Here is a 13440-nt window from a genome sequence, read left to right on the forward strand (position 1 = left end):
GTATGAACAATTATTAGATACCTAAAGCTTGACCACCACCAATTTGTACAGTTTCGGCAGTAATGAAAGCAGCATCTTTGCTAGCTAAGAAAGAAACAACACCAGCAACATCTTCTGGCTGACCTAATCTACCTAACATAATGTTATTTGCCCAAGAAGCGAAAACTTCTGGTTTTGTAGCTTTAATTTGAGCATGAAAAGGAGTGTCGATAGTACCAGGAGATACTGCATTTGCTCTAATACCATATTCAGCTAAATCTTTTGCCAAAGCTCTAGTTAACGCATGAACTCCTGCTTTAGAAGTACCGTAGATACCAGCACCTGGTCCACCAGCTGTCCATCCTGCGTTAGATGTATAGTTAATTATAGAAGGGTGATCACCTTTTTTAAGGTAAGGTATTGCAGCTCTAGAAGCAAAGAAAGCTGAATCTAAGTTCAAAGCCATTACACCTCTATAGAATTCAGTAGTCATTTCTTCGAAACGAGCTCTACCGCCTAGACCACCTGCATTATTTATAAGTGTATCTATTTTACCATATTTCTCACCGATAGCTTTAATGTTTTTAGCCACTGCTTCTTCATTGGTAACATCAAAACCTAAGTACTCAGCAGTAATACCTTCTGCAGTAAGTTCTTTAATTCTTTCGGCACCAGCTGCGTCATCAATACCATTTAAGATAACGGTGTAACCATCTTGTCCTAATCTTTTAGCAACTGCAAATCCGATTCCTCCAGTTGCTCCTGTAATTACTGCTATTTTTCCTTCTGTACTCATGTTATAATTTATTTAATCTATTCTTAATTCAATTTATTTATTTCCATTTAACGGTTCAATTTTACCACATAATAACCAGATACTTGCTAAAGCAATAATTGCCATTGTTGCACCTATTACAAATGCAGGTGTATAATTTCCGCCAGAAGTTAACCAAGGCACTAAATAGATTAATGCTGCAGCTGTTAACTTAGCGGCCATTCCTGCTATACCTGATAAAGTTCCGATTGTTTTTCCTCCGAAGAAATCACTAGGTAACGTTTGAACATTACCAATTGCGGTTTGAAAACCAAAAAGTATTAGTGCCATAATCAGTACGGCTCCGGTTGGTCCACCAGGGTTGGCCATGGCTAACAAACTTGGTAACATAATCAGGCAACCTATAGTAATTATTATTTTTCTGGTTTTATCGACCGTCCATCCCGCTTTTAAACGATTTTGGGCAAATAACCCACCGAACCAAGCACCTAGCATTGCACCTACGTAGGGAACCCAACCATAGATACCAATTGTTTTTACGTCCATTCCATAAACTTCGTTTAGGTAAATCGGAATCCATACTACAAATAACCACCAGATAGGGTCAATAGCTGCTGAGGCGATGATTACTCCCCAACTTTGTTTATGCTTTAATAGTTTACCGGTATCTGGGTTATACCCATCGTCTGGAGTACCGTCGTTATCTATATCTTGATTTTGTTGACCTGTTAAGATATAGTTTCGTTCTTCATCTGAAATCCATGGATGTTTTTTCGGTGGTGCTTTTACTAATATTAACCAAGGTATCAACCAGAGTAATCCTAGGGCACCAACTATAATGAATATCATTTGCCAACTGAAATATATAGTCATGGTGGCTATTGCAGGTATAGCGACAATACCTCCGATTGCTGCTCCAGAATTAAACAAGCCTTGAGCAAATGCTCTTTCTTCAGTCGGGAACCATTCTCCATTTGCTTTTGCAGCACCCGGCCAGTTACCCGCTTCTGCAATTCCTAAAATTGTTCTAAAGAAGCCAAAGCTTAAAACACCTTGAGCAAGTGCATGAAGTGCAGTCGCAATAGACCATACACCAATTGAAATGGCGAAACCAATTCGTGTGCCTAACCAGTCTAGAATTTTACCGAAAATAGCTTGTCCGAATGCATAGGCAAACATGAAAACTACAGATATAGTGGCAAATATTTCTTTACGTTCATCATTTGATTTATCGGGAAATAAATCTTCTGCAATGTCTGGCCAAAGAACTCCGATGGACTGACGATCGATGTAATTGATAATTGTTGCTATTGCGATTAAAGCTATAACCCACCATCTTAATCCTTTAATTTTCATAATTCTTTGCTTTTTGGTCTAGTATGTTGATGAAAGAAAGCGTCTTTGATTCCTTAAATAATCTAAAAACTTTTGTTTTCACTGGTTGGTTAATAGAGATATACCTGTATCTCTTATATATTGTAACAATATTTATAAAGCTCATTAAAATGTACTTTCATCATTTCTTTGGCTTTTTGAGTATTCTGTTCCTTTATGGCATTAAATATGTCTTGATGCTCTTTAATTCTTTTTGGACCTTGATTCTTGTCACAAACATGATACTTTTCAAAGTTGTTGATAATTTCAGGTGTAATAATCAGCATCATTCTATTAATGGTGCTATTTCTACATGCCTGAGCAATTGCTAAATGAAAAAGCAAGTCTTCTTGAACGGCATCTTCATTGTTCAATACTTTTTCTTTGTATGACTCTAATGCAGCTTCTATTTTTTCTAAATCGTCATTAGTTCTACGTTTCGCGGCTAACCTTACTGTTTTAAGCTCTAGTAGAATTCTTGTTTCAACCAATGATTTAAAATCTGGGTCTTCTAAAGCAAGAATGTCATCTATCATACCATTCATGGCTACTCTACCAATGTCTGCGACAAAGGTTCCACTTTGTGGTTTTGATTTTAATATGCCGTAAAATTCAAGTTTCTGAATTGTTTCTCGCACATTGCCTCTACTTACTTCAAAACGTTCAGACAACATACGTTCTGAAGGTAATTTATCACCAGGTTCAAGATTTTTATTATTGATCAAATCTCTTATTTTGGCAATGATATCATTGTGAAGTTGCTGGTGGTCATTTTTAGTCAAGATCTCTAACTTCATATATTAAATTCTTAGTTAAAAAATTGGTTAACCAGATTGGTTTGTCAAATTTAAACAAATAACTGTGTAATCAAATTTTTCATGACAATAATGTTAGAAACTTCATTTAAATTTTATAAAAAGATGGACTGGCTCTCTCAAAAAAGCCAGCCATCTTAAAAAACTAACTCAAACAACTTTCTTTGTAGATATTAATTTTAGTACCCGTCATTTTGCTGAATAACACCGTCAGTAGCGAGTATTTCAGAAATTGGTATTGGAAACAAATAGTAATTAGAACTAACTGTTTCTCCCATTTCTGCATCAACAGCACCTGTTCTTACTAAATCGAACCATCTTTGTCCTTCAAATGCTAACTCAAGTCTTCTTTCATCAAGAATTACTTTTCTAACTTCAGATTGTGTGGTCGCTGTACCTACTAAACTTGTTAAACCAGCTCTTGTTCTTATTGGATCCAACAAAGCAAGTACATCATCGGCACTAGAACCATTTTCATTCAATGCTTCGGCATATAACAAAATAACATCTGCCAATCGAATCTCGATCCAATCGTGTTCACCACCTAGACCACCTTCTTTAGGAAACTTTATAGCAGTTGTACCGTCTTCACTAAGGGTTATGGCCCTTCTTAAATCAGTACCACCACCATTTGCATCGCTAGCATCAAAAGCAGCTACTAAATCGGCATCTACCGGTAAATCGGATTTTGAATCATCTCCAACAAACCAGTTCCAGAAGTCAGAACCAAAAGAATACTCATCTACTATAGAGCTTGATATTTGGGTAGCATATATAATTTCAGAATTACCTACTTCGTTTTCAGCTCCGAAAATTTCATTGAAATTCTCTTTCAAACTAATATTTGTTGCATTTACTACTTCCGCTAATATTGGAGCCGCACTTGCATAATCACCTTGAGCTGCATAAGCTTTGCCTAGTAAACTTTGAGCTGCTAATTTAGAAGCTCTACCATCAACAATTTCGGTTCCTAGAACTGCTATTGCATCGTTCAAATCCGGAATGATAACATTATTGTAAACATCGGATGCAGGCTGTCTAACCAAAGAAGCGGTATCTTCTATACTTGGAGAGGCAGATAAATTAACAGTGACATCACCAAAAACTTGCACTAATTTAAAATATGATAAAGCTCTTAAAAACTTTGCTTCACCAATTTCTACTGCGTCAGTAGAATTTTCAATTACGTTATTGGCAGACAAAATTGACTTATATGCCGCAGTATAGAACGGTCCAAAAAATTGATCTTCCATAGTCGTCAATTCATTGTCAAAGACGTCGAATGCCGTATACGGCGCTTCATCCATTAGTGCATTGTCCGCTCTAAATTCACCCATTATTGCCATCGGAGTTACAGTACCAAGCTGGTAATAATATGCTGCATTTAAGACTCCTTCAAAATCGGTCAATGAATCTGAACTTGCAATATTAGAAGGAAATTGATCTAAATCACTATCACATGCCGTTGTCAACAACAATGATCCCATTAATAATATATATACTTTTTTCATTTTTACTTATTTAAAAATTAAGATTCAAACCTAATGTAAAGCTTCTTACAATTGGACTAGCACCAACTTGTGCACCGTATGTTGTTGGACCTAAGTAATCGCCACCTGTAGTCTTTACACCTTCAGGATTATACGATGTGTAGTTGTCAGCCCATAAGTACAATAAATTTGTAGCCGCTCCGTAAATTCTCACAGAATTTAAACCCATTCTCTCGGTCACATCTGAATTGATCGTATAGCCTAAAGTTAAATTTCTAAGTGCAACATAAGAAGCATCTTGAATCATGGCATCTGTTTGATTTCTATTTCGCTCGTAGTACTGTCCATTATGATCAGCGATTCCATCACCGTCGGCATCTAAACTATCGTAATCTAATCTACCGCCCCATTGAGAGCCATAATAAAGTGGATCTATGTTATATACTTCAGCTCCGTGAGAACCTTGAAGTTGGAATGACATATCAAAATCTTTATATCTAAAGTTATGAGACATACCCCAATAAAAATCCGGAGTGTTTTGTCCGATTTTCACTAAATCACCACCGTCTTCAACAGTTTTAGTTCTATCGATAACACCGTCATTGTTCTGATCAACAACATAAGACTCACCAGTTTGGCTGTTAGGATGTCTAGATCCATCTGCAAGGTATTCCATCTCGACATCTCCGGTAGTTTCCAAGCCCCACATTTCACCAATTCCACCACCTACGTAGTTTCTAAAGACAGCACCTCTACCACTTTGACCAAAGATTACCTGAGGTAATTCAGTTAAACCACCTAAATCAGTAATTTCAGTTTCAACAGTAGATAAATTTCCATTAAAACTCCATGAGAAATCTTCATTGCTAATTGCATTGACGTTTAAAACAAATTCCATACCTGAACTTCTTACATCACCAGAGTTAAGTACTATTGAAGAAGTACCTAAAACTTCAGAAACACTTTGGTTGATTAAGATATCTTCAATATCAGAAGTATAGTAATCTACACCTAATCTCACTCGGTTATTGAAAAAACCTAAATCAATACCATAGTTTGTTTCAGTATTTGTCTGCCAAGTTAAATTTTCATTTGCTACGTTATCAGGAATTAAATAGCCAGTTCCATATAAGGTTGCTTGAGGCTCTAAAAGGCTTAAAGCATCGTATGATCCTAAAAAGGAAGTTGTTCCTAACGAACCAGTACTAAATCTTAACTTTAACTGACTCAAAGTTTCATTATCCTTCAAAAAAGATTCATTATGAACATTCCAACCTAAAGATAATGCAGGAAACGTAGCATACTTTTTGTTCGCACCGAAACGTGAATCACCATCTCTTCTTACAGAAACTGAAGCTAAGTAACGATCATCATATGCATAATTGACCCTTCCGAAAACACTTTCTCTCACTCTATTTTCATCACGTTCGGTTACCGTTATATCTGCTGGATCAAACAAATTGAAATTAAGAATAGCAGTATCTGGCACATTAGCGCCCGACAAGGCTGTTCCCTTGAAATTAGTAGATTGAAATTCTACACCTGCTACCGCAGAAATGTCATGCTTACCGAATACTTTCGCATAATTCAAAGTAGTTTCACTTAAAACAGAAGTTACTTTTAAATCGGTTTGATTCATAAATGTTTGAGAATCTCTTGCTCTTGAATCAAATCCTAATAATCTATGATTATAAATTTGAGTGTCATTCATATCTCCACCTAAAACAGTTTTAAGATTTAAACCGTCAAGAATACTATATTGAAGATATCCAGATACGTTACCGAAAAATGTTCTTTCCCAGCTTTCTGTATTATCAAGCTTTGCTGCAGGACCAGCATCACCAGAACCTCCAATACCGTTATTCGCTCTACCATAATGCCAATCTTGAGCCGCCATACCAGGCTCTAATGCATAAATACTGTTAGCCTCATAACCTGAACCTCTATATCCGTTATCGAAAGCAGCCAAACCTAAAGCTTGCGCTTGTTGATCTAAATCTTGAACAAAAGCAATTGATTCAGCAGTATGGTATATAGGATGAACACCGTAAGACCTTAAAAGGTCTCTCATATCATGACCCAAAATATCTCTTTTAGAAGTAAACCCATTAAAATTCACTCCTGTTTTGAACTTGTCACCTAACTTCGCATCAATATTTAAACGAGCATTTAATCTTTCAAAACCCTGTGTAATAACAACACCTTCTGCATTTTGATAACCAATAGATGCAAAATAATTCACATCGTCGGTTCCTCCGCTCATATTGAAATCATGACTGGTCGTAGTACCATTTTGAAAAAGCCAGTCTTCTGGGCTTATAGCTCCAGGAGAATTTTCATAAGCACTTAATCTATATTCTAGAAAAGCAGGATCCTGCGTAGCAACAGTACTACCCCAATTACCAGCAGCAATCTCTGCTCTTGCATGAGCAGCCCATTCTGGACCAGATTGAAGTATATTGTCTCTATACTTACTTGAAGTACTTGTGTAAGCATTATAACTAAAACTAGCCTTACCTGATTTTCCTTTTTTAGTAGTAATCAAAATAACACCATTTGCCCCTCTAGAACCATAAATTGCAGCAGAAGCAGCATCTTTTAATACCTCTAAACTCTCAATGTCATTTGGGTTGACCGATGCTATACCTCCAGAAATAGGGTAGCCATCAACAACAATCAACGGATTTGATGCACCTGAAATAGATGATGCTGCCCTAATCTGAATCTTTGGGTCCGCACCTGGCGCACCGTCTTGGTTCTGAATAAAGACACCAGGCAACTTTCCTGCTAAAGCATCATCAACACGAGTGGCTTGCACGGCAGCAACGTCATCGCCGCCAATTTGTGCAACCGCACCTGTTAAATGCGATTTTTTTCTAGTACCATAACCTACTACAACAACCTCTTCAAGTTGGCTTGCATCTTCTGCAAGTACAACGTTTAAGGTTTGTTGTCCAGTAATATTGACCGCTTTTGTAGCATAACCAATAGAAGAAAATTCTAAAACGTCTCCGTTAGAAACTGTAATAGAGAAATTACCATCAAAATCGGTAGAAGTACCCGTTGTTGTATTTTGTATAACAACATTGGCACCTGGTACCGGCATACTTGTCTCGTCGGTAACCGTACCCGTCAAAGTATATCCGTCTTGTGCGAATAAGGAGATGTTGAGTAACAACATCATCACTAACGTTAATCTTGTTTTTAAATTCATTTGTAGTCTTGTTATGTTAATTTAAGTTCGACTAATTAAAGTCTGATTAAAGCATTCTAAAATGAAAATTGAATCAAGTTTCATTTTATATCTGCTAGGTTTCTTTAATTTCTACTACTTGTTTTTTAGAAAATACTAACAGTAAATAGTTCATTTTTTTTAATTGCATTCTTATTTGAAATAAGAGATGATAATGTGTTAATCTAAATTTTCAGTCATTGATTTGAATTAAAATTAAGTTCGATGTTAATTTGAGTTTAAATATTTTGGTTTTCCAAATTGGTTATCCAAATTGGTTTACCAAATATATGTTATTTAATCGTTAAAAAAAGAGAATTCTACATTTTAACAACTTTTGCTGGGTCATTTTTTTGTAATTCCTCTTTTAAGCCCTTTAAATATTGAGGATATGATATTTCGTTAACAAATGAAGTTTTTGCTTGAAAGGTCTTTTTTATACCATTTGAACTATCTTTTTCTCTAAAAATCACTTATAAATTGCTAGATTTGAACGGTTTTCCTCTCTATTTTTTTAAGAATTCATTTGGTTTTTAGATAAAATAAATGAAATCAATATTTTGATTTTTCATTGTTTTTGTGATTTTAACGAACATTATTAGACTAATATGAATACTGATTTTGAACAATACGCATATACTCCATTAAAGCAATTTTCTAACCGAGTTTGGCGTACTTATGAAGGAGGCGCACTAATAGATAGATGGAAAAAAGATAGTCCAGAAGTTGATGGCAGTATGCCAGAAGAGTGGATAATGTCTACTGTAACAGCGAGAGGAAACGGAAGACCGGAAAATGAAGGACTTTCTCTTGTAGAGACTCCATCCGGTACCCATTCTCTAAAAGAATTAGTGGATTCTAACAAAGAACTATTTCTAGGTAAGTCACTGGCAGATAAATTTGGCGCCACTGGGGTGTTGATTAAAATGCTTGACTCTAAAGAACGACTTACAATACAGGTACACCCAGATAAAGATTACGCAAGGACCATGTTGAATTCCGCTTTTGGAAAAACTGAATCATGGTATGTTTTAAATAAGCGTGAAATAAATGGAGAGAAAAGTGTCATTTATATGGGCTTTAAAGAAGGGGTTACCAGAGCACAATGGGAAACTCTCTTTGTAAATCAGGATATTGAGGGTATGCTTAATAGTCTTCACAAGATAGAAGTGAACCCTGGTGATGCATATATGATATATGGCGGTGTACCACATGCAATTGGTAGTGGGTGCTTTTTAATGGAAGTTCAAGAACCTACGGATTATACTATGCGTGTAGAGAAAGTTACTCCTGCAGGATTAACGATTTCCGATGAATTAATACACCAAGGGGTAGGGGAACAAAATATGCTAGATTGTTTTCATTATGATGGCTGTTCGCATGAAGAAGCAATTAAAAGATGGAAGGTTTCCCCTAAAACTATAGATTCATCAGATACTCATACATTGAATACCATATTTAACGAAACCCATACGGATTGTTTTGGGCTAAGTGAACTAGATTTAAATGGTTCATATACGATTAAGGCAAAAGGAAGTTTTTTCGTTGCGGTTATTTACTTTGGTGAAGGTACTATCGTATGTGGTGGTAAAGAGTATAGCTTTGCACAAGGTGATGAAATATTCTTTTCTGCAGCAATAGACGAAGTGAAATTTACATCTACCGTAGCATCCAAGATTTTGTTATGTTATCCTCCAAGTTAAGAGATTAATTTTCAATCCAAACATGATAAAAAAAGGGCAAACAAATATTAAGTTATTTGTTTGCCCTTTTTTATTTCAATCTAATTTATTTCTTTAGATGTGATCCTAAAGGAAATCAATAAATCCGTTTAACGCAACATACAGCATGTAACAGTTAAAAATAAAAGTGGCTCCCAATGCTAAATTCATACCAATGCCAATTTTATGTTCTTTCATAATACGCTCCTTATTTAAAAGAATAAGTAGAAACAGTGTAATCAATGGCATTACAAACGGGCTTAATGCTTGTGACGCAATTAATATCCAAACTGGTTTTCCTCCTAGTATTGGAACAATTAAACCAGATAGTGCTACCAAAACTACAATTAGTTTATACAGCGGTTTTTTCATGTCGCGCTCCGTACCTGTGTAATCAGCCATCAGCCAAGGAAATAACAATAGGTTGGGAAAAATTGAAGATAAACCTGCACCAATAATTCCTAATGTAAAAAGGGTTAGGGTAAAATCGCCAGCCCATGGTCCCAATGCGTGCATCATATCAGTAGCGTCTTCAACAGGTGCTCCTTTAAAGTATAGCGTACCTGTTGCACTGATCATTATGGCAAGACTTATTAAAAAAGTCATTACCATAGAAGACATCGCATCTTTGTTTTCAGTTTTTAAATCTTTTAGTCCCCAGTTTTGCTCTTGTACAAGAATGCTTCGAGATGCTAAACAAACACCTGCCATAGTAGTACCTACTATACCGGCAATTACCAAACCGTTGTTATCACCTTTAGGTAATTCAGGAAAAAATTCGGTAATGGAAGTGCCTGCTTCTTTAACCACCATAAAACTGGTGATAATAAAAGCTAATGCCATAAAGCCAACCATGATACTCATGGCTTTTATGAAATTTTCGTGTTTACCGGTCCAAAAAAGTCCTATAAGTAAGGCGATAAAAAAAATGGAAACTATAGGTTTGTTAAGAAATGAAATGGAGGTTTTTACTGAAATCCATTCCATTGTTACTTCTGCAACTACGCCCATAACGCCAATACAAGAAGAAACTATGGAGACGAGTAATGCAGTAATAATAAAAATAGTGAGCGGTTTACCGAATGTTTTTTTGAAATTGTACATGAGGGTATTTCCAGAAACGATGGTCAATTTACTAATAGACACCAATAAGAAGTAGGTGAAAAAACAAGAAAGTAGTAGCGCCCATGAAAGGCTAAGACCATATTTAGCACCAGAAACTACCATTGAAGTGACACTACCGGTACCTACAACGTAACCAATAATAAAAAATGCTGGACCAAAATCTTTAAGACGTTTTTTAAATTTTCCTGAAAAGGACATATTTTCTGTTGTCATAAGTATTGGTTCAGCATTTCAAATATTACAAAATAGTACTTCAAAAAATCTATTTAAAATCACTAAAAGCAACTGTAAATAGATTAGATCTTACTTTTTATCTCCAAAATAAGATGGACCCACACCACTTAAGAAATCTTCTCTGACAGGGCTAAAAGTATCAATAAGTTCTCCTTCTTCTAGGCAAACAGCGCTATGTAATAAATTTGGTTCAATATAAACTCCGTCACCTGCTTCTACTATTTGCTTCTCACCATCGATTTCAAATTCGAATTTTCCTGAAACGCAATAAGTAGCTTGTGTGTGAAAATGTTGATGAGGGGCACCTAATGCTCCTTTGTCGAATTTTACTCTAACCATCATAATTTGGTTGTCATAGCCTAAGAACTTTCTTGAAACTCCTCCTCCAAGCACTTCCCATTCCATGTCTTTTGTGATGACGTATTTTTCACTGAATCTTTTCATAATTTTTATGCTTTAATATTTATTTTAAATAATAAGAACCAGACCACTCATAATTCTCATTGTTGATTTTTAACGTATGTTTTGCCTCCTTTGAAGCATCGGTATTTGCTATTATAAACAGTTTAGTAGTTCCTTTAACAGTTGTAATTGAAATAGCAGTGTAGTCTACAGTGTCTAAAACTATTTTTAGTGCTGAGATATAACTATTGGAATTAACAGCTGATTCTGAAACCGGGCTATAGCTTCCATGCGCTTCTATAGTTGAGACAAAAAGTGAGTTTTCAGTATCTTTTCTACGGATAATAAAACCAGCTTCTCTTCTTAAATTAAACTCAGGGTCATTGGCACCTATTCTTACAAATCTCAACTCGTCATCTTTTGAGGCTGCCGATGTTAAGGTATAGAACTTCCCTTTTTCTAGCCAACTTAATTTTGTGTTTTCTTCTGTTGTGCTTCCGCAACCTTCTGACCATAAATGTTGATAACCGTTGTCGCTACCTAATGGCTCCAGTGTTTTAGGGACTTCATATTCAAAATTTGTTTTCAATACTTGACCCATAAAATAAAAGGGTAGATCATATTGGTTTGTACTGTCAGATTTAACTCTTAGAATATCAAGCATAATAGGCTTTTCAAATTCACCATTTTTAATGATAGCCATAGTTCTATGCATCTCAGTGCCAGGATATGCGTTAGATTCTTTGGCACTTACTAATTGTATATTGGCATTAGAATCATCAAAAATATATAAAGTAGGGTTGTGCTTGCTGCCAATATCATATTTGCCTTGGTAGTGAGATTTCTCATTTTGCACAAGAGTATTATGGGCAATGGTTTGCTTGGCCCAGGTTTTATTTTCTTTCAGATAATTACCGCCACCTTTTTGTTCAATATTTACAAAACGTGCAAGACCGTAATCTTGCAATACTTCATCACCATTTTCGTAGTAAGAGTAGGATAGCTTATCATAGTGCCCATGGCTTGAGCCTTGCGCCGCATATTTAAAAACAAGTTCTAAATCATCGCTTCGTAAAATACCCACACCGCCTTGTTTACCGTTAGGTCCATCAGATAAATTAATTGATTGTTTCGCGAATGGTTCTGCTTTGCCATTTTTAACCCCTAGCGCAACAGCTAAGCCTGAATCATCTAATAAGACTTTGTTTTGTTTTTCTGCAATACTTAATAATCCAGGGTCTTGGTTTCCGTAATAATAAGAGATGTCTACCGCTGTTACTAAAGCATCGGTATAATAAGACATTCCTTTTTGCCCGTCGTTAAGGGGAAAGAAATCTCCATCAGCATCAGATAAATTTAAAAGTGCATTGATAGATTTTAAAAGAACACCGTCTTTATATTCAAAGATTTTCAATTCTGGTTTTACATTGTGTAATCCTTCTGCAAAAATCAAAAATGGATACATGGCATAACGCTGGTAGTAAGGACCTTCATTATAATACCCATCAGGAGAAAAAGGTTCTTCAATATTTGCCAAGAATCCGGCTTTGCCTTCTTTATTTATAAAGCCGCCATCATCGTCTTTAGCGGTTTTGTCCATTTCTAAATTTGGAATGCCATATAATGCACGATCAATCAGTTCTTTATCGTTCATTACTAAACCAATCATACCTACAGCAGCATTACCCCATGTACTATGGTTGTGTACTCTTTGGTAAAACTGCGGACTATCAACTGAAATGTGATCCGCGAATGGTTTGAAGAGATTTTTCTCTAGCTTCTTTCTTTCGGCTGCACTTAGGTAATTATAAATGCAATCATAAGCTTGGCTAACGTAAACCAACCAGTTAGAGTCGTTTAAACATTGCCAAAACAATTTACCTCGTGCATAAGATCTGGTTTTGGGGTGCAGGGGTAATGTTTTATACATGCCTTCATATTGCATAAGCATATCCTTTACATACTTTGCATATTTTTCATCGTTTAATATTTGATATAAAACACCAGCCTGTTGCATTACGATCATGTTGCGTTTATGACGAACATGAGTATAGCCGCCAGAATAATCTTTTGGTATAGGTGTGTCGATACCTAAAGCGATTTCAGCATCAATCTCTTCTTCTAACTGTTGTAATGAGGCATCAAACAGAGGTACAGAACCTAATTCTGCTCTTATTTTTTCAACTCCCTCTTTAGTGAGAATAAGGCTAGGGTGTTCTTGTGCAGCTGCGCTGAACGTTATTAAAATAGCGCAAATAAAAATGGGTATTGTTGTTAAGTATTTAATCATGCT

9 protein-coding genes are annotated in these 13440 nt (G+C 35.8%); 1 reads left to right on the forward strand and 8 read right to left on the reverse strand.

All coding sequences use genetic code 11. The annotated features are described in order from the left end of the window. Nucleotides 1–13: 13 nt before the first annotated feature. The 5 genes from SJY30_RS17255 to SJY30_RS17275 all read right to left on the reverse strand — a co-directional run bounded on the left by SJY30_RS17255 (nucleotide 14) and on the right by SJY30_RS17275 (nucleotide 7647). Nucleotides 14–775, reverse strand: a complete 762-nt coding sequence (locus SJY30_RS17255; protein ID WP_396633354.1) for an SDR family NAD(P)-dependent oxidoreductase — start codon at nucleotides 773–775, stop codon at nucleotides 14–16. 33 nt (nucleotides 776–808) lie between these two features. Beyond that, nucleotides 809–2110 (reverse strand): MFS transporter, encoded by a 1302-nt coding sequence (locus tag SJY30_RS17260; protein WP_396633355.1) that lies wholly within the window; start codon nucleotides 2108–2110, stop codon nucleotides 809–811. Between the two features lie 113 nt (nucleotides 2111–2223). Next, complete coding sequence (locus SJY30_RS17265) at nucleotides 2224–2925, reverse strand: FadR/GntR family transcriptional regulator (RefSeq protein ID WP_396633356.1); 702 nt, start codon at nucleotides 2923–2925, stop codon at nucleotides 2224–2226. A gap of 197 nt (nucleotides 2926–3122) precedes the next feature. After that, complete coding sequence (locus SJY30_RS17270) at nucleotides 3123–4454, reverse strand: RagB/SusD family nutrient uptake outer membrane protein (protein ID WP_396633357.1); 1332 nt, start codon at nucleotides 4452–4454, stop codon at nucleotides 3123–3125. 10 nt (nucleotides 4455–4464) lie between these two features. Continuing rightward, a complete protein-coding gene (locus tag SJY30_RS17275) occupies nucleotides 4465–7647 on the reverse strand; it encodes a SusC/RagA family TonB-linked outer membrane protein (RefSeq protein ID WP_396633358.1) in 3183 nt (1060 codons plus the stop codon). Nucleotides 7648–8273: 626 nt separating this feature from the next. Here SJY30_RS17275 and SJY30_RS17280 point away from each other — a divergent pair. Beyond that, a complete protein-coding gene (locus SJY30_RS17280) occupies nucleotides 8274–9368 on the forward strand; it encodes a type I phosphomannose isomerase catalytic subunit (protein WP_396633359.1) in 1095 nt (364 codons plus the stop codon). 105 nt (nucleotides 9369–9473) lie between these two features. On the opposite strand, the gene SJY30_RS17285 is transcribed toward SJY30_RS17280, so the two are convergent. The 3 genes from SJY30_RS17285 to SJY30_RS17295 all read right to left on the reverse strand — a co-directional run bounded on the left by SJY30_RS17285 (nucleotide 9474) and on the right by SJY30_RS17295 (nucleotide 13437). Further along, entirely contained in the window at nucleotides 9474–10724 is a 1251-nt protein-coding gene (locus SJY30_RS17285; protein ID WP_396633360.1) for an Nramp family divalent metal transporter, read from the reverse strand. Nucleotides 10725–10814: 90 nt separating this feature from the next. Then, nucleotides 10815–11189, reverse strand: a complete 375-nt coding sequence (locus tag SJY30_RS17290) for a cupin domain-containing protein (RefSeq protein WP_396633361.1) — start codon at nucleotides 11187–11189, stop codon at nucleotides 10815–10817. A 19-nt stretch (nucleotides 11190–11208) separates the two neighbouring features. After that, entirely contained in the window at nucleotides 11209–13437 is a 2229-nt protein-coding gene (locus tag SJY30_RS17295) for an alginate lyase family protein (protein ID WP_396633362.1), read from the reverse strand. Nucleotides 13438–13440: the final 3 nt, after the last annotated feature.

Origin of the sequence: Maribacter sp. R86514 (assembly GCF_044597005.1) — a bacterium.
Classification (GTDB): Bacteria; Bacteroidota; Bacteroidia; order Flavobacteriales; family Flavobacteriaceae; genus Maribacter.